The organism is Ruegeria sp. BA2, from assembly GCF_056539605.1.
In genome coordinates, this window is the sequence record NZ_JBQFVE010000006.1 from 83,818 (window position 1) to 105,191 (window position 21,374).

Annotated in this window: 25 protein-coding genes; 13 read left to right on the plus strand and 12 right to left on the minus strand. The window is 56.0% G+C overall.

From position 1 onward, the window contains the following. Positions 1 to 101: 101 nt before the first annotated feature. From ACR0NN_RS14350 to ACR0NN_RS14370, 5 genes are all read left to right on the plus strand, one after another. Positions 102 to 800: a M48 family metallopeptidase gene (locus tag ACR0NN_RS14350; protein WP_170723608.1), complete on the plus strand. Its 699-nt coding sequence runs from the start codon at positions 102 to 104 to the stop codon at positions 798 to 800. Continuing rightward, positions 800 to 1,168: a YigZ family protein gene (locus ACR0NN_RS14355; RefSeq protein WP_170723607.1), complete on the plus strand. Its 369-nt coding sequence runs from the start codon at positions 800 to 802 to the stop codon at positions 1,166 to 1,168. The genes ACR0NN_RS14350 and ACR0NN_RS14355 overlap by 1 nt, the downstream gene beginning before the upstream one ends. A 68-nt stretch (positions 1,169 to 1,236) precedes the next feature. Next, complete coding sequence (locus tag ACR0NN_RS14360) at positions 1,237 to 1,488, plus strand: DUF6455 family protein (RefSeq protein WP_170723606.1); 252 nt, start codon at positions 1,237 to 1,239, stop codon at positions 1,486 to 1,488. Continuing rightward, positions 1,488 to 1,769, plus strand: a complete 282-nt coding sequence (locus tag ACR0NN_RS14365) for a DUF6455 family protein (RefSeq protein ID WP_480684937.1) — start codon at positions 1,488 to 1,490, stop codon at positions 1,767 to 1,769. The genes ACR0NN_RS14360 and ACR0NN_RS14365 overlap by 1 nt, the downstream gene beginning before the upstream one ends. A 4-nt stretch (positions 1,770 to 1,773) precedes the next feature. Further along, complete coding sequence (locus ACR0NN_RS14370; RefSeq protein WP_170723604.1) at positions 1,774 to 2,052, plus strand: DUF6455 family protein; 279 nt, start codon at positions 1,774 to 1,776, stop codon at positions 2,050 to 2,052. Here ACR0NN_RS14370 and ACR0NN_RS14375 read toward each other — a convergent pair. Next, positions 2,035 to 2,277, minus strand: coding sequence for a CDGSH iron-sulfur domain-containing protein (locus ACR0NN_RS14375; RefSeq protein WP_170723603.1), 243 nt, complete (start codon positions 2,275 to 2,277; stop codon positions 2,035 to 2,037). The genes ACR0NN_RS14370 and ACR0NN_RS14375 overlap by 18 nt on opposite strands. A gap of 215 nt (positions 2,278 to 2,492) precedes the next feature. Here ACR0NN_RS14375 and ACR0NN_RS14380 point away from each other — a divergent pair, with 215 nt between their 5' ends. Continuing rightward, entirely contained in the window at positions 2,493 to 2,681 is a 189-nt protein-coding gene (locus ACR0NN_RS14380; protein WP_010441832.1) for a hypothetical protein, read from the plus strand. A 135-nt stretch (positions 2,682 to 2,816) separates the two neighbouring features. Beyond that, entirely contained in the window at positions 2,817 to 3,173 is a 357-nt protein-coding gene (locus ACR0NN_RS14385) for a diacylglycerol kinase (RefSeq protein WP_170723602.1), read from the plus strand. A 16-nt stretch (positions 3,174 to 3,189) separates the two neighbouring features. Here the strand turns inward: ACR0NN_RS14385 and rimO are convergent, their stop codons facing one another. Beyond that, complete coding sequence (rimO, locus tag ACR0NN_RS14390) at positions 3,190 to 4,587, minus strand: 30S ribosomal protein S12 methylthiotransferase RimO (protein ID WP_170723601.1); 1,398 nt, start codon at positions 4,585 to 4,587, stop codon at positions 3,190 to 3,192. A gap of 93 nt (positions 4,588 to 4,680) precedes the next feature. On the opposite strand from rimO, the gene ACR0NN_RS14395 reads away from it, so the two are divergent. After that, positions 4,681 to 6,609: an AsmA family protein gene (locus ACR0NN_RS14395; RefSeq protein ID WP_170723600.1), complete on the plus strand. Its 1,929-nt coding sequence runs from the start codon at positions 4,681 to 4,683 to the stop codon at positions 6,607 to 6,609. A gap of 46 nt (positions 6,610 to 6,655) precedes the next feature. On the opposite strand, the gene ACR0NN_RS14400 is transcribed toward ACR0NN_RS14395, so the two are convergent. Genes ACR0NN_RS14400 through ACR0NN_RS14415 form a run of 4 tightly spaced genes read right to left on the minus strand, consistent with a single transcriptional unit; the run spans position 6,656 to position 11,230 of the window. Beyond that, positions 6,656 to 8,152 carry a phosphomannomutase/phosphoglucomutase gene (locus tag ACR0NN_RS14400; RefSeq protein WP_170723599.1) on the minus strand — a complete coding sequence of 499 codons (1,497 nt, stop codon included), beginning with the start codon at positions 8,150 to 8,152 and terminating at the stop codon, positions 6,656 to 6,658. Between the two features lie 15 nt (positions 8,153 to 8,167). Further along, the gene (kdsA, locus tag ACR0NN_RS14405) at positions 8,168 to 9,001 is read right to left on the minus strand and encodes a 3-deoxy-8-phosphooctulonate synthase (protein ID WP_170723598.1); all 834 of its coding nucleotides are present in this window, start codon (positions 8,999 to 9,001) and stop codon (positions 8,168 to 8,170) included. A gap of 5 nt (positions 9,002 to 9,006) precedes the next feature. Next, positions 9,007 to 10,593 (minus strand): capsule biosynthesis protein, encoded by a 1,587-nt coding sequence (locus ACR0NN_RS14410; RefSeq protein ID WP_170683343.1) that lies wholly within the window; start codon positions 10,591 to 10,593, stop codon positions 9,007 to 9,009. Then, positions 10,571 to 11,230, minus strand: coding sequence for an ATP-binding cassette domain-containing protein (locus tag ACR0NN_RS14415; RefSeq protein ID WP_170683342.1), 660 nt, complete (start codon positions 11,228 to 11,230; stop codon positions 10,571 to 10,573). Before ACR0NN_RS14415 ends, ACR0NN_RS14410 begins: the two co-directional genes overlap by 23 nt. A gap of 207 nt (positions 11,231 to 11,437) precedes the next feature. Between ACR0NN_RS14415 and ACR0NN_RS14420 the strand changes: the two genes are divergently transcribed. Both ACR0NN_RS14420 and ACR0NN_RS14425 read left to right on the plus strand, forming a co-directional pair. Beyond that, on the plus strand, positions 11,438 to 12,025 hold the full coding sequence (locus ACR0NN_RS14420) for a uracil-DNA glycosylase family protein (protein ID WP_170683341.1): 588 nt from the start codon (positions 11,438 to 11,440) through the stop codon (positions 12,023 to 12,025). Next, entirely contained in the window at positions 12,018 to 12,806 is a 789-nt protein-coding gene (locus ACR0NN_RS14425) for an SseB family protein (RefSeq protein WP_170723597.1), read from the plus strand. The genes ACR0NN_RS14420 and ACR0NN_RS14425 overlap by 8 nt, the downstream gene beginning before the upstream one ends. A 9-nt stretch (positions 12,807 to 12,815) precedes the next feature. Here the strand turns inward: ACR0NN_RS14425 and yghU are convergent, their stop codons facing one another. Next, complete coding sequence (gene yghU / locus ACR0NN_RS14430) at positions 12,816 to 13,691, minus strand: glutathione-dependent disulfide-bond oxidoreductase (protein ID WP_170683339.1); 876 nt, start codon at positions 13,689 to 13,691, stop codon at positions 12,816 to 12,818. A 243-nt stretch (positions 13,692 to 13,934) separates the two neighbouring features. Between yghU and ACR0NN_RS14435 the strand changes: the two genes are divergently transcribed. Next, positions 13,935 to 14,453, plus strand: coding sequence for a YHS domain-containing (seleno)protein (locus ACR0NN_RS14435; RefSeq protein ID WP_170723596.1), 519 nt, complete (start codon positions 13,935 to 13,937; stop codon positions 14,451 to 14,453). A gap of 60 nt (positions 14,454 to 14,513) precedes the next feature. Here the strand turns inward: ACR0NN_RS14435 and ACR0NN_RS14440 are convergent, their stop codons facing one another. Together ACR0NN_RS14440 and metF are read right to left on the minus strand one after the other, a co-directional pair. After that, positions 14,514 to 15,176, minus strand: a complete 663-nt coding sequence (locus ACR0NN_RS14440; RefSeq protein ID WP_170723595.1) for a J domain-containing protein — start codon at positions 15,174 to 15,176, stop codon at positions 14,514 to 14,516. A gap of 192 nt (positions 15,177 to 15,368) precedes the next feature. Then, positions 15,369 to 16,235 carry a methylenetetrahydrofolate reductase [NAD(P)H] gene (gene metF, locus ACR0NN_RS14445; RefSeq protein ID WP_170723594.1) on the minus strand — a complete coding sequence of 289 codons (867 nt, stop codon included), beginning with the start codon at positions 16,233 to 16,235 and terminating at the stop codon, positions 15,369 to 15,371. 94 nt (positions 16,236 to 16,329) lie between these two features. Between metF and ACR0NN_RS14450 the strand changes: the two genes are divergently transcribed. Together ACR0NN_RS14450 and ACR0NN_RS14455 are read left to right on the plus strand one after the other, a co-directional pair. Then, positions 16,330 to 17,235, plus strand: a complete 906-nt coding sequence (locus ACR0NN_RS14450; protein WP_170723593.1) for a LysR family transcriptional regulator — start codon at positions 16,330 to 16,332, stop codon at positions 17,233 to 17,235. Between the two features lie 95 nt (positions 17,236 to 17,330). Next, complete coding sequence (locus tag ACR0NN_RS14455; RefSeq protein WP_170683335.1) at positions 17,331 to 18,116, plus strand: inositol monophosphatase family protein; 786 nt, start codon at positions 17,331 to 17,333, stop codon at positions 18,114 to 18,116. Positions 18,117 to 18,173: 57 nt separating this feature from the next. Here ACR0NN_RS14455 and bhcD read toward each other — a convergent pair whose 3' ends face one another. The 3 genes from bhcD to bhcB form a co-directional block, all read right to left on the minus strand. Next, the gene (gene bhcD, locus ACR0NN_RS14460) at positions 18,174 to 19,139 is read right to left on the minus strand and encodes an iminosuccinate reductase BhcD (protein ID WP_170758102.1); all 966 of its coding nucleotides are present in this window, start codon (positions 19,137 to 19,139) and stop codon (positions 18,174 to 18,176) included. 78 nt (positions 19,140 to 19,217) lie between these two features. Beyond that, positions 19,218 to 20,381 carry a 3-hydroxy-D-aspartate aldolase BhcC gene (bhcC, locus tag ACR0NN_RS14465; RefSeq protein ID WP_170723592.1) on the minus strand — a complete coding sequence of 388 codons (1,164 nt, stop codon included), beginning with the start codon at positions 20,379 to 20,381 and terminating at the stop codon, positions 19,218 to 19,220. Positions 20,382 to 20,392: 11 nt separating this feature from the next. Further along, entirely contained in the window at positions 20,393 to 21,364 is a 972-nt protein-coding gene (bhcB, locus tag ACR0NN_RS14470; RefSeq protein WP_170723591.1) for a beta-hydroxyaspartate dehydratase BhcB, read from the minus strand. Between the last annotated feature and the right edge of the window lie 10 nt (positions 21,365 to 21,374).

Here is a 21,374-nt window from a genome sequence, read left to right on the forward strand (position 1 = left end):
ATTGCTGCAATGCAACCCGTCGTAAACCGCAATCGGTTGTAGCCCGTCGGGATTTGTCGCGCTATGCTGGCCTGCCGGCAGAGTGAGTGAAAGGAAAGTGAATGCGCCGTCTTGCCCTTTTGCTGGTTCTGCTTTTGGCGGCGTGTGACACCTCGTCTATTGTCGCGATCCCTGCCGAGCAATGGCAACCCTCATCGGCTCAGCAGGAAAAGGCGCGCGAGTTCGAACAGGTCAGCCGCGCCATTGGCACCACCGCCAGTCGGGAATGCCGCCGCCGGTCAAGGGCAGCCAATTGTGATTTTGTAATTTTGGTCGATCTTTCGCCCAACGCGCCCGCCAACGCATTCCAGACTTTGGACAAGAACGGGCGACCGCTGATCATATTCACGCAGCCGATGATCGATTCGACGCAGAACGCGGATGAGATGGCCTTCGTCATGGGGCACGAGGCCGCCCACCACATTCTGGGCCACATCGCCCGACAGGCGGAAAATGCCAAGGAAAGCGCCCGTATTTTTGGCGATCTCGCCCGCAGGCAAGGTGCCGACGATGCAGGGATCGAGCGCGCACAAGCACTGGGTGCTGAGGTTGGAGTGCAGAATTACACGCGTGAATTCGAGCTCGAGGCGGATCGGTTGGGCACCAAGATCACACATGCAGCGGGATATGATCCACTGGTCGGGATGGCTTTCTTTCAGCGCATTCCCGATCCGGGCGACCGATTTCTGGCGACGCATCCACCGAATGCGCAACGGGTCCAAGCAGTGCTGCAAACGGCCCGTCAGTTGGGGTTGCAATAGTGGTCAAGCTCACCCAACTGGGCGTCGTTCTCAGCGATCGCGGCTCAAAATACGCCGTGACTGGTGCGCAGGTGACCAGTCGCGCCGATATTGATCAGGTGCTTGCAGAGCTAAAATCCGACAAATCCTATGCCAAGGCGACCCATAATACCTGGGCCGCCGTTCTGCCGACCGGAGCACTCAAGGCGGATGACGGGGAATCCGGGGCCGCGATGGTTATTCTTCGGATGATGGAGCGGGCCGAGTTATCGGATCACGTGATAATCGTGACGCGCTGGTACGGTGGGAAAAAGTTGGGCGGAGACAGATTTCGACGTGTGCAGGATGCCACGCGCACCTATTTAGACCAGTTGGGAACAGGGCATTGACCTGAGTCAAAGGCGTTCCTGCGGGGATAGGGTAACTTTTCCAAAGTGTGAACGGAAAAGGAAGCCACATGTCTGATCGCGAAACGCTGCGACATCACGCTGATCTTGTGGACAAGATGGCCACGACATTAGGCGTTGATTTGCAAGAAGCGGCCATCGAAGGGGCCCTAGAATTCGACGAAATATCGGACGCCGTTTTGCGATGCACCAAATGTCCGAACCCTGGGCATTGTGAGTCTTTACTGGCCCAAAATCAGGCAGCGTCAAAAACACCTGAATACTGTCGCAACCAAGAGCTGCTGAGCAGGCTAAAGCCTTAATGGCAAGGGGATTTGCCGTGCCACGACTCGGACAGATCATGACCCACGTTCGTCTGGCACTTCGGATGGCGCAGGCCACCGGAACCGATTTGGCTGCTGCGCATCGCGAGGGGCGCCTGAGCCAGCAAGAATGGGCTGATATGATCCAGCTTTGTCGAGGCTGTGAATGGGCGCGCGCATGCCCAGACTGGCTGAGCGAGAATGAAACGGTCGAACACGCACCCTGCACCTGCCCAAACCGGCACAGATTTACTGCTTTGAAAGTCTGCAATCGAAGGTGATTAAATGGACCGGACATCACTGGGTGATATCGAGAAACACTTTTGGCTGACGCGTTCGGTAGCACGCTGCGTGGGGGTTTCTTTGACCGAAGCGATGGCCGACGGTAAATTGACCCCCTTTGATTATGCCCAAATGGTGACCCGTTGCCGGGCTGCAACTTGTAGTGAACGCTGTCAGATATGGCTTGCTTCACAGCAGACAAGGGCAACCAATGCGCCTGAATTTTGCGCTAATGCGAGCGTTTTCAACAATCTGGCCCGAAATTCAAAGCTTGCTGTGTGACCCGTCGCATAACGGTGGATTGGCACTGTTTTTGCAGCCGCAAAAGAACACTTTTTTGCTCGCCTCGGCGGTATATTTCACCGGTTCAATCGATGTATCTTTGTGAGAGCCGTCACAAAATGGCTGCCGCTTAGACTTTCCGCACGCGCACCAGAAATAGGTTTTTCCTTCGGTTACCTCGACCGGATAGGGTGCTTTCTGGGCAATGCTGGGTGCGTCTGACATGGGGCTACTCCGTCGTTGGCTGCTGTCAATTTCTGAGTTTAGTGCCCTTTGTCAAAAAAGGTAGGCTGCCTTTGATCAGCGTTTTGCCAGCGTGGTTTCGCCTTTATTCACAAATGCGTTATCGATTCGGTTGCCATACGAAATTCTTAGTCCTATTCTGAGACTGGCCCCGAAAAACTGGGCAATATCAGAAAAGTAATAGAGGATTGATGGACATGAAACTGAAATTCGCTGCTATCTGCGCCACGGCTGTTGTACTGACTGCGTGCTCGCAGCAAGAGGAACCGACCCCGGTCTACATCCAGCCCGACTATGACAAGTATGGTACACCCAGCTGCTCGGCAGGCTACGAACTGGCCACCACCGAGGCAGGCCAGACCGTATGTAACCCAGTTACTCAATAAGTATTCCTCAGGCGGTCTCAAATTTGAGACCGCCTGTATTTAACTTGTGTATGCCGCTTTTCAAGGCGGTTTTTTCTTGCCTTTCTGCCCTAGGTCGCGAATTTCAGATCCCAGTTAGATCAAACGGAAGACCCTATGCGCAGATTGTTCATCCACCTTAAAGATCGCACTCGCTGGAGTTGGCAGGGCCTCGCCTCAACTTGGCAGGATGAGTACTCGTTTCGCGCGTGGGGTTGGGCCAACGTAATTTCAGCCGCACTGGCGCTTGCGCTGCCTCTTGGTACCGCAGAACGGGCGCTGATCCTTGCTTTGGGCATTCTGGTTCTAGTGGCAGAGCTGTTCAATACAGCGATTGAAAGGGCCGTCGACCATACCTCGACCGAGCATCACACTTTAGCCGGGCAAGCCAAAGATGCGGCAAGTGCTGCGGTCGCTTTGACTGCGATTGCTGCAGGCGTGGCGTGGATCGTGATATTGATTGGCCTGCTCTGAGTTCCGGAGCGTCTCATCACGCCGAGCGGTTCAAGCGTCCCCACAAGTCATATTCGCCGGCCTCATCCACGTTGACCGATACAATATCCCCGGGTTTCAAATCCTCGAAGCCCTCGTCAATGAATAGATTGCCGTCGATCTCCGGTGCGTCGGCCTTGGTGCGGCAGGTCGCAGCCTCATCGTCCACCTCGTCCACGATGACCTCAAGGGTTTGGCCAACCTTCGCTGCCAACTTGGCCTCAGAGATGGCCTGCGCCTTTTCCATAAACCGTTCCCACCGATCCTGCTTGACCTCGGCCGGAACGTGATCCGGCAGGTCGTTAGACCGAGCGCCATCTACGTTTTCGTACTGGAAACACCCAACGCGATCCAGCTGAGCCTCATCCATCCAGTCCAAAAGCGTCTGAAACTCCGCCTCGGTCTCGCCTGGATAGCCGACGATAAAGGTGGATCGCAGGGTGATATCCGGACAGGTTGCGCGCCAAGCGGCAATCTCATCCAGTGTTTTGGCCCCGGCCGCCGGGCGGGCCATGCGTTTCAGAACGTCGGGATGCGCATGCTGGAACGGGATGTCCAGATAAGGCAGCACGTTGCAGCCCGAGTCCGCCATCAAAGGGATCAATTCGCGCACATGGGGGTAAGGATAGACATAATGCAGTCGTACCCACGTATCGAACTGCCCCAGTTCACGCGCCAGGTCGGTGATATGGCTGCGCACCTCGCGATCCTTCCACGGGTTCAGATCGTATCGACGGTCCAGCCCATAGGCCGAGGTGTCCTGTGAGATCACCAACAGTTCGCGCACACCATTGTCGATCAGTTTTTCCGCTTCGCGCAAAACGGCATGAGCAGGACGGCTGGCGAGTTTGCCACGCATATCCGGGATAATGCAGAACTTGCACTTGTGGTTACAGCCTTCTGAAATCTTGAGATAGCTGTAATGGCGCGGGGTCAGTTTGACGCCTGAGGCGGGCAGCAGATCAACATAAGGGTTCGGGTCAGGTGGAACGGCGGCATGAACCGCGTCTAGAACCTGTTCATACTGATGTGGACCTGTGACAGCCAGAATGCGCGGATGATGCTCGCGGATATAATCCGGCTCAGCCCCCAAGCAGCCTGTCACGATAACCTTGCCATTCTCAACCAGCGCTTCGCCGATTGCTTCCAGCGATTCCGCCTTGGCGCTGTCCAGAAACCCGCATGTGTTCACAATGACGGCATCGGCCCCGGCATAATCGGGCGAAATGCCGTATCCTTCGGCACGCAGCCGGGTCAGAATACGTTCGCTATCAACCAAAGCCTTGGGGCATCCCAACGACACCATCCCAAGGGTCGGTTGGCCTTTGCGGGGTGTATCTGTGATCTGCGCTGAAGGAGCCAGATCAGGGCGGAGGTTTGGCGGGTTCGTACTCATGGCCGGGCATATAGAGGGGAAAGCTTCCCCTTGCAAATCTTGCCAGCTCGGGGCTGACTTAGGACAGAGCAGAAAAGCCGGAAAGGCAGACCCATGAAGTGGATCATTCGCTTTCTATTTTTCATAGTTGCCGCCTTCGGGTTGGTTATTGGCGCCTTGTTGCTGATGCCGGGCGACAAGCTGGCGACCATTTTGGCCGAACAGGTAAAGGCGCAAACAGGCCGTGATCTTGAGTTGAACGGTGACGTTAAGCTGTCTTTCTGGCCGGTGCTGGGAATGGAAACCGGCCCTGTGACCTTTGGTAATGCGCCATGGGCGGGGCCTGAGCCGATGCTCAGCGCCCAAAGTCTTGCGGTTGGGATTGATGCGTCGGCCTTGTTGTCGGGTGATATCAGGATCAAACGCGTGTTGGCGGACAGGCCAGTTCTGCGTCTTGAACGTGCCAATGGTCGCGGGAACTGGGAATTGCACCAACCCGGCAATTCCGCGGACACAGGTACGGCAGCACAAACCGTTGAAAGCCGTCCCATCACGCTTGAACGGTTGGAACTGACCAATGCACGTCTGATCTATCTTGAGAATGGCACGGTCAGCATGGACTTCGCGGATGTTGACCTTTCCGCCCGTTGGCCCGACGTAACCGCGCCTATGGAAATGCAGGCCAGCATGCCTGTCCCCGGCGGCAATGTTGCGGTGGACCTGACTATCCCCGACCTTCCTGCCTTTTCCAGCGGCACTGTCACGCCGTTGGAACTCGGCCTGACTGCACCGGGCGGTGAAATTCAGTTCTCAGGCCGGGTAAATCTGGCGGGTGAAATGGATGGCAAAACCACTGTGACTGCGGAAGACACCCACAAGATGCTGGCCGCCTTTGGTCAAAGCGGCGTGGCTGTACCTGAAGGGTTAGGGCAGGTCGCGAACGTATCCGGGCATATGACCTATACGCGTGACGGACGGGTTTCATTGCGGAACATGATCGCCGTTCTTGATCAGAATAGGTTTCAGGGCGAAGCCGATATCCAGATTTCGGATCCCCCGCAAATCACGGCGCGCCTGAATGCAGGCGATCTTGATCTGACGAAGGTGAGCGGGGACGACACAACTGAGGGCGGCGCTTCGACGGAAGGTTGGTCCAAAACCCCAATTGATGCGTCCTTTCTGGGGCTCGCAAACGGGCAGATCCGTCTCCAGGCCAATTCGATTGCGGTGCCGGGTATGAAATTTGGCAAAAGCGATCTGACGCTTAGCCTCGATCGGTCACGGGCGGTGCTGAAAATGCATCCGGCTTCACTGTTTTCCGGGCATCTGAACGGCCAGGTGGTTGCCAACAATCGCAATGGCCTATCGGTCGGGGGAAACCTGAAGGCGGACAATATCGACATCAATGAAGCCCTTGAAACGCTTGGGGACATCAAGCGCCTATCTGGCACAGGCTCAGGGAACCTTGAGTTTCTCGGCGTTGGTCAGAGCGAAGATCAGATTATGAAATCCCTTAGCGGCAAAGGTGACATTGAGGTTGGCAAGGGCGTGATATCCGGGCTGGATCTAGATCGCCTCATGGGACGCGGCAAAGGGTCTGGCGGAACCACGGTGTTCAACAGCCTCACGGCCAGTTTCACAATGAAAGACGGTGATCTGACCAACAAGGATCTGCTGATGCAACTGGACAATTTCCGTGCGGACGGTACAGGCCGTGTCGGCCTGGGCGCGCGCGACATTGATTACCTGTTCACTCCGGTCGCGTTGCGGGCTAACGCGGGGCAGGGAATATCGGTTCCTGTTCGGATCGTTGGTCCATGGAGCAATCCGTCAATCAGGCCTGACCTCACCAAGGTCATTGAAGCTGCGGCCGAAGGTAAGGTCAAAGAATTGGAAGATGACGCCAAGCAAAAGGTTCTGGAGAAAGTTGGTAAAGAACTTGATACGACAGTCTCAGATACCGGTCAGATTGAAGACGCCCTAAAAGACAAGTTGGAGAATGAGGCCAAGAAAAGCCTTCTGAAACTGTTTGGCGGGGATTAATGGCGCGCTACAAGGGCGCTGAATTCAGCGCCCTTGATCTGGTACACTAGATAGTCTGATCGTAGTCGCCAACACCGGGTTCGGTGCGAATTACCGCATCAATATCGGCAAAGATCGCGCGCATCTCGTCTTCGCTTTCGCTGCTTTCGCAAACCACGACAAGGTTGGGCGTATTTGACGACGCACGCACCAGTCCCCAGCTGCCATTGTCCAGAATGACGCGCGCGCCATTGACAGTCACAACTTCTTTGATCGCACGTCCCGCAAAGCGATCGCCGGCGTCAGCCTTCGCAACCAGTTTGTCGACCAACCGCTGCAGAATGTCGTATTTCTCGGTATCCGCAGCGTAAGGTGACATGGTGGGCGTTGACCACGTTTTGGGCAGTGCCTTGCGCAGGTCCGACATGCTCTGATCCGGGTTGCGGTCCATCAGTTTGCAGATTTCTACCGCCACACGCATTCCGCAATCGTATCCACGCCCTACAGGTTCAGCCAGAAAGTAGTGACCCGATTTTTCGAACCCGGCCAGCGCGCCAATTTCCTTGACCCGGCGCTTCATGTGGCTGTGGCCGGTTTTCCAATAGTCGGCTTTCACACCACGCGCCTGCAGTTCCGGATCGCTTGCAAACAATCCTGTCGATTTGACATCAGCCACAAAGGTTGAACCCGGGTACAGCTTGGCCAGATCACGGGCCATGATGACACCGACCTTGTCGGCAAAAATCTCTTCGCCTTCGTCGTCCACAACGCCGCAACGATCTCCATCGCCATCAAATCCAAGCGCCAGATCGGCACCGCTGGCTTTGACTGAATCGGCCATATCATGAAGCATTTCCATTGCTTCGGGGTTGGGGTTGTAGTTGGGGAACGTGTAGTCCAGTTCAGTATGGCTGGGCACGATCTCAACACCGATCCGGTCGAAAATCTCGGGCGCAAAGGCGGCAGCGGTACCGTTGCCGGTCGCACAGACAACCTTGAGCGGGCGGGACATTTTGAAGTCACCAACCAGATCGTCGATATAGGCTTCTTTGACACCGTCAACGAATTCATAAGAGCCGCCCGGTCGCGCGACGCCTTCACCATTCAGCACGATGTCGCGCAACTCTGACATCTCGTCGGGGCCGTGGGTCAGGGGGCGGTCAAAGCCCATCTTCACACCGGTCCAACCGTTGGGATTGTGGCTGGCTGTAACCATCGCAACCGCAGGCACATCCAGATGGAATTGCGCAAAATAGGCCATGGGACTGAGCGCCGGGCCGATATCCTTGACCTGAATTCCCGCCTGCATCAGCCCCACGATCAGGGCATTTTTGATCGACAGCGAATAGTCGCGATAGTCGTTGCCAACCGCAATCACCGGTTCGATCCCGCGTTTGTGCATCTGAGTACCCAGACCCAGACCCAAGGCCGTCATGCCAGGAAGATTGATCTCGTCAGGATATTTCCATCGCGCGTCATATTCGCGAAAGCCCGTGGGCTTGATCATCGGGTCACGCAGAAAGCTCCAGGTGTTTGGGACCACCTCGGGAAGGGGTTTGGTCATAACAAATCTCAATCTTTAAATCTGAATTGGGTTTTCTTTGGCCAGAGCATCAAACCGCATCAATGTGTCGATCAGTTGGGCCATCTGATCCAGTGGGATCATGTTCGGCCCATCTGAAGGTGCATTATCGGGGTCTTGATGCGTTTCGATGAATACAGCCCCCACGCCCAGCGAAACCGCGGCCCGCGCCATAACAGGTGCAAATTCACGCTGCCCACCGGATGAGCCGCCTTGACCGCCTGGTTGCTGCACCGAATGGGTGGCATCCATTACAACCGGATAACCAGTCTTGGCCATCTGCGGCAGCGACCGCATGTCCGCGACCAGCGTATTATAGCCAAACGAAGTTCCACGTTCGGTCAACAGGATGTTCTGATTGCCGGTGCTTTCAATCTTAGTGACGATATTGGGCATTTCCCACGGGGCGAGAAACTGTCCTTTTTTTACGTTCACTGCTTTGCCGGTATTGCCGGCCGCCAGCAGCATGTCCGTCTGGCGACACAGAAACGCCGGGATTTGCAGAATATCTACAGCCTCGGCCGCGATTGCGCATTGGGCCTCGGTATGAACGTCGGTCAGAACCGGAACACCAATGGTCTTGCGAATGTCGTCCAGCACCTTCAATCCGGCATCAATGCCCATGCCACGCTTGCCGGACAACGAGGTCCGGTTGGCTTTGTCATACGAAGCCTTGAATACATACTGCGCCCCGGCGGCGTTACATGCCTCTTTCATGGTGCCCGCAATCATCTGCGCGTGATCCGCGCTTTCAAGCTGGCAGGGGCCCGCGATTAGGGTCAGCGGAAGGTCGTTGCCAACCGTGAGGTCGGCGATTTTTACATGTTTCATAAGTCTTACGAGGATACCTGTTCACGAAGGACCGACGCGGTAAGCGAGATCATCAGGTAGATACCAGCAAATAACAGGAAAGCCAAAATCGTATTTTCGAACTTGCGCGGATAGCTGGGTTCCTGGCTGGCGACCGGGTTAACCGAGACGGTCAGATACCGCACCTTGCGGTTTGCTTCGGTCCGCGTGGATTCCATTTGCTGCATTGCCGTTTGCAGCATCATATCACGGGCCGCCAGATCTGCCTGAGCCATCTGGATGCGCACGCTCAGACGCGCCAGCGAGTTTTCGCCTGCTGAGGCATCCAGCATCTCGGCATTCAACTCATCAAGGACCGTTTGCAGTCGTTCGATATCCGCTCGGGTGCCGTCCACCTTGGCTTGGTTCGGGCGCGTGTTGTCGAGAAGTGCGGCCAGTTGAAGTTCTTTATCCTGCAGTTCGAATTCGAACTGGTCGATCCGCGCACGGAGGCTGGCGATCACGCTCTGCGGATCAAGGATTGCCCCTTGCAGCTGCAATTCGATCAAATCCTCTTGCGCTTGGCGGCGCGCCTCTTGCGCGGCTTCAAAGCCTGCCAGCGCATCGCGCATCTGATCTTCACGCTTCAATTCGGTCAGACCGTTGATCCGCTCTTCGGCATACGAGATCAGCCGATTGGACCAATCGACGGATATCTCCGAGCTTGGGGCGGCAACCTCCATCCGTATGACGCCATCGCTGGGGTCATACCCAATCGTGATCATGCGTTTGTACAGTTTGTACGTCTCTTCCAGCGTCGCATCGACCGGCAGGCGCTGAATCGGATCGATTCCGTCTTGCTGAAAAAATTCAGCAAAGCCCACATCACGTTCAAGCCGTTCCAACGCATCCTTGGACTCCAGAAACTCCTGAGTCGCCACAGAATCCTGCGCCGTCGCAAACTGCGTTCCCGCCAGGAACCCGCCAAACGAGGCACCGCCGCCATCAGCCTGCAGGATCGAAAACACCGAGTCGCTGGCATACATTGGAGTCGCGACCCGATAAAAATAGTACCCCACGACAAAGGTAGGAATGATGACGAAGGCTGCCAACCGCGCAAACAGCCCTGCAAGCTTTCGGCGGCGGCGGCGGGCGATATCTTTCTGGATCTGCCCGATCTCATATTCACGACGTTCAGCCGGGCTGAGCTCTGGGCCGGGCAGATTTTGCTGCGCGGCTTTGGCGGTCTGAGGCAGGTTTATCTTGATGTTGTCTTGCGCCGTGTCATCACCGGTCGAATTGCTTTGCGCAGAGGCTGCCAGATCGAGCAGATTTGTGCGCTGAAAGGGATCGATCCCCTTTTTTCGCAATAGGCGTACGGCATCATAATCCGATGTCGCGGCCAGCCCATTCTTTTGCGCAAGTCGCCGTGCAACCCGCAATTGTCGGCCTGTCAGGCCCTCGCGTTTGATGGCATCCAGCTCGGTGCCCGGCTGCTGAGCGCTTTCGTTCGTGTCCGAGCCCTGCGTTGCCTTACGGATGCGCGAAATCGCATCCGAGCGCGCTTCGGCGGTGCCAGCGGCACGTGCGGCGCGATCAGGGTTGTATTTTCTAGCCTTGGGTTTGGTAGTCATAGAGCTGCTTTGCCTCTTCCAAGGTTTCAAACATATAAAGCTTGCCGTCCACCAGAACCGCAGCTTGGCGCGCGAATTTCTCAAGAATCGAAGGGTTGTGAGACACGATCACCAAGGTCGTTGTCCGCAGCTTTTCCTTCAGTATATCGCCGGCTTTCTTGTTGAATTCCACATCAGTTGTTGAGGGCATCCCCTCGTCAATCAGGTACATGTCGAAATCCAGTGCCAGCATCAGCGCAAAGGTGAATCGGGCCCGCATGCCAGACGAATAGGTGCCAAGCGGTTGGTCGAAATATTCGCCCAGATTGCACAGCCATTTGCAGTAGGCTTCGACATAGTCGGGATCCATGCCGTAAATCTTGGCGATATAGCGCGCATTCTCCAATGCGGACAGGCGTTTTGCCACGCCCCCGGTAAATCCCATCGGGAACGAAATCCGGCAGTCACGCCGGATGACACCTTCGTCGGGCTTTTCCAATCCGGCCATCATGTTGATCAACGTGGTTTTGCCAGTCCCGTTCGGGGCCAGCACTCCTAAAGACGTGCCCAACTCAACCCGGAACGAGACCTGATCCAGAATCACCTTGCGGCGAGTTCCGGTCCAGAAAGATTTGCTGACATTGTCGAATTCCAGCATACGCGGCCTGCAGATCGCTCGGGTTTTTGTCGTTTGAAGATGGGTGTGCTACCGATCCTTGTCGGCCACATTATGTCGAAATATGAAACAAATGATCAATGCGCATCCGAGGTCATGACGCCGATGTGTTGCAGCGGCTGTTTCATTGGCCCCGGGATGAATGTTACTTATCTTGGTCGAACCAGATTGCAAAAGCCTGACGATCCGATGAATTCACTGATTGAGGACATTCAATCCTGCCGTTTGTGCGCGAATAAATTTGCGCATACAGCAACCGCGCACGAGCCTCGCCCGGTCGTGTGGTTCCGCCCCGGTGCGCGTATATTGATCGCAGGGCAGGCGCCCGGCGCGCGCGTGCATGAATCGGGCAGACCTTTTACCGATCCATCGGGGGATCGGTTGCGGGATTGGCTGGGGCTGGATGAAACGGGGTTCTATGACCGTTCGCGCGTCTCCATCGTGCCGATGGCGTTTTGCTTCCCCGGGTACAATGCGCGCAAAGCCGACCTGCCCCCGCCGCCGATATGCGGGCGCACCTGGCATGACAAGGTGATGGCTGCGTTGGGAGAAGTACCTTTGACGATCCTCGTCGGGGGACATGCGCATAAATACCATCTTGGCGGGAAAACGCCGGTCACCGAGACAGTGAGCCGATGGCGAGACCATGCGCCGCGCGTCTTTGCCTTGCCTCACCCGTCCTGGCGCAATACGGCATGGCTTAAGAAAAATCCCTGGTTCGAGGCCGAGCTGTTGCCGGTGTTACGAGCGCGGGTACAAGAGGTGCTGAATGACTGAAGCCACGGCCTTAGACGCCGCACATACCGCGATGCAGTCTGCTCCGGACGACGATAATGCGCGCTTGCGGTTTTTTGAGAGATTGGCCGATAGCGAGTTGTTCTTGATGCTCACCGAAGAGGCGCGGAATGAAAACATCTCGCCCGAGCTTTTTGATGTGGCGGATGGGCGCTTTGTTTTGGTCTTCGATCTTGAAGAACGGCTTGCAGCATTTGCCGGGCGACCGGTCCCCTATGTCGCTCTGTCGGGTCGTGTTCTTTCGGGTATGTTGTCGGGGCAGGGGGTCGGGCTGGGCCTGAACCTTGAGGTTGCACCGTCGTCAATGTTGATCCCTGCCGAGGCTCTCAGTTGGCTCTCCAATACGTTGCAGAACGGCCCGCAAGAGGTGCATCAGAGATTCGCGGAATTCCATCCGCCCGCGGGTTTGCCCGATGTTTTGTTGACCGCGCTTGATGCAAAACTGGTGACAGCTGCCGGGCTCGCCGCAGCGGCTTTTCTGGTTGGAACAAAGTCCGAGGATGGAGGGCAGGGCCATCTTTTGGGTTTTGTCGCGGCAGTTGAGGGCGCGCAGCCCGCTCTGGCCCGCGCAGTTTCCGAGGCGTTGACCTTTTCAGGGATCGAGGCTGGTGCGCTGGATGTCGGCTTTTTCGAAGCGCAGGAACCCGCCGCCACAGCTTTGGCGAGGGTTGGGTTGCGGTTTGATTTGCCCCAGCCACAAGCGCCCCAAATGGAAAGGGCCGCTCCGGGCAGTGATCCCGAGCGGCCCCCTATTCTGAAATAGCGATGAGCTTTATTCTGCTGTTTCCAGCTTGTCCTGTGTGCGCGTCTCAAAGTCACTGGCGTCATGACGTTCGTGCAACTGCGTGTGCGGCTCTCCGAATGCACGATTGACCATCCGGCCACGCTGAACAGCCGGGCGCTCATCGATGGCTTTGGCCCACCGCATCACGTTTTCATAGCTTTCGACATCCAGAAACTCTGCCGCATCATAAAGACGCCCCAGAACAAGCTGCCCATACCATGGCCAGATCGCCATATCGGCGATGGTATACTCCTGACCGGCAATATAAGGCTTGTCCGCAAGCTCCAAGTCCAGGACATGCAACTGGCGTTTGGCTTCCATCGCGAAACGGTCGATCGGATATTGCCATTTTTCAGGCGCATAGGCGTAGAAGTGGCCAAAGCCACCGCCCAGATAAGGCGCGCTGCCCATCTGCCAGAACAACCAGTTCAGCACTTCTGTCCGCTCAGCACCGTTCTTTGGTAGAAATTCGCCGAATTTTTCGGCCAGATGCATCAGGATCGAAGCGCTTTCGAATACCCTTACAGGCGCATCACCCGAATGATCCCACAACGCAGGTATTTTCGAGTTGGGATTGGCCCCGACAAAGCCCGAGCTGAACTGATCGCCTTCGCCGATGTTAACCAGCCATGCATTGTATTCAGCCCCTGTGTGGCCCAAAGCCAACAGCTCTTCCAGCATGACCGTGACTTTTACGCCATTCGGCGTTGCCAGCGAATACAGCTGAAAAGGATGCTTTCCGACCGGTAGATCCTTGTCGTGGGTCGCACCGGCTATGGGCCGATTGATACTGGCAAAGCGTCCGCCGCTTTCGCTGTCCCAAGTCCAGACCTTTGGGGGTGTGTAAGTGGTTTGTTCGCTCATCTCGTGCCTTTCTGCATCATTTGGCCAAATCGCCGCCGCCATCACAGCTAATATTGCAGAACTCAAAGTCCAACCCCGGATGTGGCAAGAGTTTTGTAACAAACCCCGCCGTTCGCCTCACAAATCCTCGTCCGTTTTCACACCGGCGCGAGCGGGTCTTCGCGCCAGGCCAAAATTACCTATTGTTTGACCAGACCCGTAAGTCGGGTGCCCAGATTCTGTTAGGACATGAGGACAAATCACATGAAACGCTTTGCGCTGACCCTTGCCGCGACGATGGCCCTTGCCGTGCCTGCCTTCGCCGGAGATCAATATGTCGACGGCACTGGATTTGCCGTGTCGGGGTATGACGTCGTTGCCTATCGCAGCCTAGATCAGGTACCCGTTGGTCAATCACAGCCCGAGGCCGTTCGTGGCCGGGCCGACATCACCGCAGGCTACAATGGTGCGACATGGGCATTCGCCTCTGAAGAGAACCGCGACAAGTTTCTGGAAAATCCAGCCTTTTATGCACCGCAATATGATGGCCACTGCGCATACGGCGTATCCAAAGGCGGGAAAGTTCCGGCTAACCCAAACCTGTGGCGGATTGTTGATGACAAGCTGTACCTGAACATTACCGATGTGGTGGTTGGTTTCTGGGAAGAGGATGTTCCCGCCAATATCAATCTGGCTGAAGGAAACTGGCCGGGTATCGAAGGCGATGCAGCCTCGACCAGCGTGATCCCGAAATTCACATCGGAAGGTCCGGTTTCCAACTAAGTTAGCAGAATATTGACGAGCCCGGCCATTATGGCCGGGCTTTTTTGTTGTTGGGTTCTCTCACCCCGCCAACTCAAACATATCCCGCATATGTTGATCGGCTTCGAACCGTATTCTGACACTCTTGGCACCGGGAAACTTTCGCTCTCGTATCAGATCAGGGATCACCAAATCACCCGAGCCTGAACCTTTTGATTGAAAGGTGAGAATCTCGGTTTCGGCATTGCGACAACCGGATAGGACTGAGGTTGGTAGCGCGACGCGATTTGATCCTTCGCAGACTGAGGATGCGACGAAGTAGGTCAGATCACGCCCGTAACACCCGATTGCTTCGGGAATGTGATCCGAAAAGCCACGAATTCGATCGGTCGAATCTGCACCTACCGGGTCAGATAGATCTGATAGTGCGCGATCCGGCTTTAGCATATTGCGGCATGCTTCGATCTCATCCGTCGCTAGTTCGATGACTCGTTTTTTCAGTTTGGGGCGACGTGGGCCAGAACAATCAGACGCGCTGCTGCGCGTCATGCCCTCTTTTCGCAAAAAATCATAAGCTGCTTTGGCTTCTGAAAACCCTGAATAATCACCATCAGTGTGATCGGGGTGATCGTGAAACGCGATCTTGCGCCAAGCCTCGCGAATCTCAGTTCCGTTGGCATTTGCGGTCAGACCGAGAACCCGCAACGCCTCGGCCCGAGCCTTTACCTTGCTCACTGGCTTCATACTATTAACACTCGTAAAACTACACTGAGACCAGATTGCCACCGATCACATTTTTGTCAAATTTTTTGGGGCATTAGGCCAAGGTCAAGCAACAGTTGACGACAGGTCTTCGAGATTGTCGCTACAAAATAGTCGGCTCAATTCAGCAAGGTGAATTGAGCCATGCAATGCGGGGAAAGATAGGGCTTTAGCTCAAGCGACATTCTGCAATTCAGCCTGAGGCGTAATGCCCAAGGCAAAGCAGACATCCCGAGTAAGCTCTGGCCGGTTGAGCGTATAGAAATGCAACTTGTCCACGCCGCCATCCATCAAGTCCGAGCAAAGCTCGGTACACAAGGCGGTGGCCAATAGATCCTCGCGGTCGTCGCGGAGTGCTTTTTCGAATGCGTTCTCGACCCATTCAGGAATACGCGTGCCACAGCGCTTTGCAAAGTTGCGCGCGCCCTTCCAGTTTTCGATCGGTAAAATGCCCGGTACGATAGGCTTGTCGATCCCGGCCTTGTCGCAAGCGTCGCGGAAGCGGAAAAAGGTTTCGGCTTCGAAAAAGAACTGGGTCAATGCCTCGTCGGCACCCGCATCCAGTTTGGCCTTTAACCAATCAACGTCCGTGCGGGCATTTTGCGCCTCTGGGTGGATGTCTGGATAGGCACCGACACGAATGCTGAACATTTCGGTCTCGGCCAGCGCCTCAATCAGTTCGACCGAGTTGGCAAATCCGTCCGGGTGAGGTGCAAAGCGATCCTGACCTTTCGGCGGATCACCCCGCAGCGCGACGATATCTTCAACGCCAGCGCGCGCGAACGCATCGGCAATCTCAAGGGTTTCCTGACGCGAGGCATCGACGCAGGTCAGATGCGCCGCGACGGGCAACCCTGAGGATTTGTGCAATGTCGCAACCGCGTCGCGGGTCAACTCGCGGGTTGTACCGCCCGCGCCGTAGGTAACGGATACAAATCGAGGGTTCAGGGGGGCAAGCGTCTGAACGGTATCCCAAAGGCGAAACGAGGCCTCCAGTGTTTGGGGCGGAAAGAACTCGAATGAAATCTCAGGCTTGGTCATCTTGGCCTCGTAACTGTCATTTGCACCCTTGTGCCATCTGAAGCGTTGTGAGACAAACTCATATTCTTCAACAACAACATGAGTTGTATGAGTAATGCATATCGAATTTCGCCATTTGCGGACGATCAAAGCCATCCACGAATGTGGTGGGCTGGCGCGTGCGGCTGATCAACTGAACATCACGCAATCCGCACTCAGCCATCAAATCAAAGGGTTGGAAGATCAGGCCGGGGTCGAACTGTTTCTGCGCCGTTCCAAGCCCATGAAATTGTCGGCGGCTGGATTGCGGCTTTTGCGGCTCGCCGAACAGATTTTACCGCAGGTCGAGGCGATGCAGGATGAGTTTTCATCCCTGCGCGACGGCCGCACGGGTCGGATGCATATCGCGATTGAATGCCACGCGTGCTTTGAGTGGCTTTTCCCAGTGCTCGAAGATTTCCGCAAGTCATGGTCAGATGTCGACGTGGATATCCGCCCGGGCCTTGCATTTGACGCGTTGCCTGCCTTGCAGAAAGAAGAGGTCGATCTGGTGGTCTCGTCAGATCCCGAGGATTTGCCAGGTGTCGAGTTCGTCGAGCTTTTTGACTATCAGGCCGTGTTCGTTGCGGCAGCCTCACATCCCCTGGCCGACAAAACTTATGTCGAAGCTGAAGATTTTCGAGGGCAGACATTGATAACCTATCCGGTCGAACGGACGCGTCTGGACGTTTTCAGCCAGTTGCTGATCCCGGCGCGGGTTGAGCCGGCTTCGGTCCGGCAGGTTGAGCTGACCGCTGTAATCTTGTTGTTGGTTGCTTCGAACCGAGGTGTTTCCGCTTTGCCGGATTGGGTGGTGCGTGAGGTGAAATACAACTCGGACTATGTCACACGTCCGCTGACCAAAGAGGGGATAACCCGCAGACTATACGCGGCGGTGCGCAGCGAGGACCTTGAAAAGCCCTTTGTGCAGGAACTGGTGGATCTGGCTCGCACTCAGGCGAAGAAGTTGCAGTCACAGTAGTAACCAGCGCAGATCAGCCATGCGTATCATTCCTCTTGGCAATGCTGAATTGCGGCAGTATACGCGCGGCTTGACCGGACAGGAGCCTATGTAAAATGGTTGGCAGTGCAAATCTCAACATCATGATCAAAGCCGCGCGCAAAGCGGGGCGTTCTTTGGTCAAGGATTTTCGTGAAGTCGAGAACTTGCAGGTGTCGATGAAAGGCGCTGGCGACTTTGTGTCAAAAGCGGATATCGCAGCAGAAGCAATCCTGAAAGAAGAACTTCTAGGTGCGCGCCCTACCTATGGCTGGCTGGCCGAAGAGGGTGGTTCGATCGATGGCGAGGACCCAACCCGCCGCTGGATCGTTGACCCGCTGGACGGTACTACGAATTTCCTGCACGGGCTGCCGCACTGGGCGGTTTCAATCGCGCTTGAACACAAGGGCAAAATCGTCGCCGGTGTCATCTATGACCCTGCCAAGGATGAGATGTTCTTTGCAGAGAAAGGTGAGGGCGCGTGGATGAACGACATGCGCATCCGGGTCTCGGGCCGTCATCGCATGATTGAATCGATCTTTTCGACCGGTTTGCCATTTGGGGGACGTTCGGACTTGCCTGCAACGCTGCAAGATCTGGCCCGCCTGATGCCCGCCTGCGCCGGTGTGCGCCGTTGGGGGGCCGCAGCGCTTGACATGGCATATGTGGCCGCTGGTCGCTACGAAGGCTTCTGGGAGCGTCGTCTGAATGCGTGGGACTTGGCCGCTGGTATCATCATCGTCAAAGAAGCAGGTGGGTTTGTTCAGGCCCTGAACCCCGAAGGCAGCGTGCTTGAAGATGGCGAGGTGATCTGCGCGAACGAGCCGATCTTTGACAATTTTGCAAAGGTGATCCGGGGCTGACATCCAACCCCGGTCAGCTTATCGCAGCGCGCGTCCATTTCAGGCGCGTGTTTTGGTTTAGAAGTCGACTTCGATGGCGATCCCCTGTTGAACCGCCAGATCGACCACTGCACTTGCCACCGCAAGGTCTTGTAATCCGACACCTGTGCCGTCGAACACCGTCACCTCGTCATTGGACGTGCGCCCGGGATGGGTGCCGTTAATGACCTCTCCGATTTGCCGGATATCGCTTTCGTCTTTCGTTCCTGCAGCCACGGCGTGCTGGCATTCGCCCAAAGTCACAGCCTGTGCGATCTCATCGGTAAAGACGCTGGCGCGGGTGATCAGGTCGGTGGCGACCTCTTGCTTGCCAACCGTATCCGTGCCCATGCAGGCGATATGAGTGCCGTCCGAGACGTGTTCGGACATCAGGCTTGGCGCAAAGGATGAGGTGATGGTCACAATCACATCCGCTTGCACCATGTCGGGTAGGTCCACTGCGTTGAATGGCAGCCCCGCCTCATCAGCGACCTTTTCAATGTTGGGCAGCATCTCAGGGTGCAGGTTCCAGCCGATCACTCTTTCAAAGTCTCGCTGCTCCAGCGCGGCGCGCAGTTGAAATGTCGCCTGATGCCCCGCACCGACCATCCCGATCACCTTGGCATCTTTGCGCGCCAGATGATTGATCGAAACTGACGAGGCTGCCGCCGTGCGCAGCGCAGTCAAAAGGTTGCCTCCAACAATTGCGCGGACACGGCCCGTGTCAGGATCAAACAGAAACACCGTGGATTGGTGGTTGATCAGATCATGTGTCTCAAGATTGTTGGGCCAATACCCGCCTGCCTTCAGGCCCAATGTCATTCCAGCGCGGTCAAACCCGCCTTTGAAGCCATAGAGCGCATCTGCATGGCTAATCGCCTCGCGTACAACCGGAAAGTTGTAGGCGTCACCTGCGGCCATTGCGGCGAATACTTGTTCGACAGCGGTGTAGCTTTCCTGACGCCCCAGCAGAGCGCCGATTTCCTTTTCAGGGACGATGATCATCGCGTGTGCCTTTCTTTCGTATGGCATCAAAAAGAGGGCGGCACAGATGAACCGCCCTTTATTGCATTTGCTGGCAGATCAATAAGCCTTGCCGCGCGCCGAAACTGGCCACAGGGCTTCGACCTTGCCGCCACGCACGCCAACATACCAATCGTGAACGTTGCAAGTCGGGTCGCAATGACCGGGCACTAGTCGCAGCTTGTCATTGACTTTCAGCACGCCATCCGGGTCGCCGATCACGCCGTGTTCGTCCGAACATTTCAGGTATTCGACATCTTCCCGTCCATAGATGAAAGGCAGGCCGCTATCGACAGACTGTGCCTTTAGGCCAGCGTCACAAATCGCCTTATCCGCCTTGGAATGGCTCATCACGCTGGTCAGGATGAACAGCGCGTTTTCCCATTCGCCCTGATCGATCCGCTGACCGTCCTTGTCCAGAATCCGACCGTAATCGGCATCCATAAAGGCGTAAGACCCGCATTGCAGCTCGTTATAAACGCCTGAATTGCTTTCGAAATAATAAGACCCCGTGCCGCCGCCCGAGACCAATTCGCACTCGATCCCCTCGGTCTTCAACCCATCGACAGCGTCTTTGACCATGGCGATGGCCGTATCGAGCTTCTCTTGGCGGGCCTCATACGTATCCAGATGTTGCATCGCGCCCTGATAGGCCTGAATGCCAGTGAACTTCAGGTTGGGTGCCGCCTCAACCGCTTTGGCGATTTCGATCACGACCGGGGTTGTGATCACCCCGCAACGGCCTGCGCCGCAGTCGATTTCGACAAAGATCTCCAATTCGGTGCCGTGCTTTTCGGCCGCGGAAGAAAGGTCCGCGACGTTGTCCACATCGTCGACGCAAACGATTGTGCGTGCACCAAGCTTAGGCAGGCGCGCCAGTCGGTCGATCTTGGCCGGGTCCCGCACTTGGTTCGAGACCAGAATGTCTTTGATACCTCCGCGCGCGAACACCTCAGCCTCGGAGACTTTCTGGCAGCAGACACCGACGGCACCGCCAATCTGTTCCTGCAATTTCGCGACATCCACCGATTTGTGCATCTTACCGTGCACCCTATGCCGCATCCCATGCGCCTTGGCGTAGTCGCCCATTTTCTTGATGTTCCGTTCAAGCGCATCCAGATCGAGGATCAGGCATGGCGTCTGGATATCGGACTCATCCATGCCAATCGTGGCTGGAATGTCATAGCCCACTTCGAGTTGATCGGTATTCATGAGTTTGTTCATCCTGTTTCTCCTTACCCGTTCAGCCAGGGCAGCTTGTCCAGATCCACGTTGCCGCCGGTGATGATCACGCCGACCCGTTTCCCGCGGAAAACCTCGGGGTTTTTGAGGATCGTAGCCAACGGCACTGCCGACGACGGCTCCATCACGACCCGCAGGTATTTCCAGGTCAGTTTCATTGCATCGATGATTTCGCCCTCAGAAGCAGTAAAAATATCCGTCACGTTGTTGGATACAAAGTGCCATGTGTTTTCCTTAAGCGGCACCAGCAGCCCGTCTGCGATAGTTTTGGGCGCGTCATCCGCGATGATGTGACCGGCCTTGAAAGATCGGTATGCATCATCGGCCTGTTCAGGCTCAGCCGCATAGATTGCGGTCTCAGGCGCAAGATTCGAGACGGTCAGGCAGGTGCCCGATACCATCCCGCCCCCGCCAATGGGCGCGATCACAGCGTCCAAACCACCCGTTTGTTCCAGAATCTCAGCCGAACAGGTTGCCTGACCGGCAATGACGCGCGGATCGTTATAGGGATGCACGAATTCGCCACCCGTCCGGGCCTGTACATCAGCGAATGTCGCCTCACGCGATGATGTCGAGGGCTCGCATTCGGTGATTGTACCGCCATAACGGCGCACAGCGTCTTTCTTGGCCTGCGGTGCAGTGCGCGGCATCACTACGTTGCAAGGTATCCCACGCCGACCGGCTGCATATGACAAAGACAGAGCGTGATTGCCGCTGGAATGGGTGCAAACGCCTTTGGCTGTCATATCGTCGCTAAGTCCGAACACCGCGTTGCACGCTCCACGCACCTTGAATGCGCCCGCTTCCTGAAAATTCTCGCATTTGAAGAACAGCTGGGCGCCGGTCAGATCGTTCAGATAGTCCGAGGTCATGATGGGCGTACGGCGAATATAAGGTTTGATCCGTTCGTGCGCTGCGCGCATGTCATCGATGGTCAGATCTGCGGCTGGGGTATGGTCCAACATCTCGTCCTCC

Excerpts from the sequence above, each read along its gene's own strand:
- kdsA (WP_170723598.1), bottom strand. The coding sequence starts at position 9,001 with ATGAAACATGTAAAAATCGCCGACCTCACGGTTGGCAACGACCTTCCG.
- yghU (WP_170683339.1), bottom strand. The coding sequence starts at position 13,691 with ATGAGCGAACAAACCACTTACACACCCCCAAAGGTCTGGACTTGGGAC.
- ACR0NN_RS14380 (WP_010441832.1), top strand. The coding sequence starts at position 2,493 with ATGAAACTGAAATTCGCTGCTATCTGCGCCACGGCTGTTGTACTGACT.
- ACR0NN_RS14435 (WP_170723596.1), top strand. The coding sequence starts at position 13,935 with ATGAAACGCTTTGCGCTGACCCTTGCCGCGACGATGGCCCTTGCCGTG.
- ACR0NN_RS14375 (WP_170723603.1), bottom strand. The coding sequence starts at position 2,277 with ATGTCAGACGCACCCAGCATTGCCCAGAAAGCACCCTATCCGGTCGAG.
- bhcB (WP_170723591.1), bottom strand. The coding sequence starts at position 21,364 with ATGTTGGACCATACCCCAGCCGCAGATCTGACCATCGATGACATGCGC.
- ACR0NN_RS14415 (WP_170683342.1), bottom strand. The coding sequence starts at position 11,230 with ATGCTGGAATTCGACAATGTCAGCAAATCTTTCTGGACCGGAACTCGC.
- ACR0NN_RS14455 (WP_170683335.1), top strand. The coding sequence starts at position 17,331 with ATGGTTGGCAGTGCAAATCTCAACATCATGATCAAAGCCGCGCGCAAA.
- ACR0NN_RS14385 (WP_170723602.1), top strand. The coding sequence starts at position 2,817 with ATGCGCAGATTGTTCATCCACCTTAAAGATCGCACTCGCTGGAGTTGG.
- ACR0NN_RS14420 (WP_170683341.1), top strand. The coding sequence starts at position 11,438 with ATGAATTCACTGATTGAGGACATTCAATCCTGCCGTTTGTGCGCGAAT.
- ACR0NN_RS14440 (WP_170723595.1), bottom strand. The coding sequence starts at position 15,176 with ATGAAGCCAGTGAGCAAGGTAAAGGCTCGGGCCGAGGCGTTGCGGGTT.
- rimO (WP_170723601.1), bottom strand. The coding sequence starts at position 4,587 with ATGAGTACGAACCCGCCAAACCTCCGCCCTGATCTGGCTCCTTCAGCG.
- ACR0NN_RS14370 (WP_170723604.1), top strand. The coding sequence starts at position 1,774 with ATGGACCGGACATCACTGGGTGATATCGAGAAACACTTTTGGCTGACG.
- metF (WP_170723594.1), bottom strand. The coding sequence starts at position 16,235 with ATGACCAAGCCTGAGATTTCATTCGAGTTCTTTCCGCCCCAAACACTG.
- ACR0NN_RS14450 (WP_170723593.1), top strand. The coding sequence starts at position 16,330 with ATGCATATCGAATTTCGCCATTTGCGGACGATCAAAGCCATCCACGAA.
- ACR0NN_RS14360 (WP_170723606.1), top strand. The coding sequence starts at position 1,237 with ATGTCTGATCGCGAAACGCTGCGACATCACGCTGATCTTGTGGACAAG.
- bhcD (WP_170758102.1), bottom strand. The coding sequence starts at position 19,139 with ATGATCATCGTCCCTGAAAAGGAAATCGGCGCTCTGCTGGGGCGTCAG.
- bhcC (WP_170723592.1), bottom strand. The coding sequence starts at position 20,381 with ATGAACAAACTCATGAATACCGATCAACTCGAAGTGGGCTATGACATT.
- ACR0NN_RS14400 (WP_170723599.1), bottom strand. The coding sequence starts at position 8,152 with ATGACCAAACCCCTTCCCGAGGTGGTCCCAAACACCTGGAGCTTTCTG.
- ACR0NN_RS14425 (WP_170723597.1), top strand. The coding sequence starts at position 12,018 with ATGACTGAAGCCACGGCCTTAGACGCCGCACATACCGCGATGCAGTCT.
- ACR0NN_RS14410 (WP_170683343.1), bottom strand. The coding sequence starts at position 10,593 with ATGACTACCAAACCCAAGGCTAGAAAATACAACCCTGATCGCGCCGCA.
- ACR0NN_RS14395 (WP_170723600.1), top strand. The coding sequence starts at position 4,681 with ATGAAGTGGATCATTCGCTTTCTATTTTTCATAGTTGCCGCCTTCGGG.
- ACR0NN_RS14350 (WP_170723608.1), top strand. The coding sequence starts at position 102 with ATGCGCCGTCTTGCCCTTTTGCTGGTTCTGCTTTTGGCGGCGTGTGAC.
- ACR0NN_RS14365 (WP_480684937.1), top strand. The coding sequence starts at position 1,488 with ATGGCAAGGGGATTTGCCGTGCCACGACTCGGACAGATCATGACCCAC.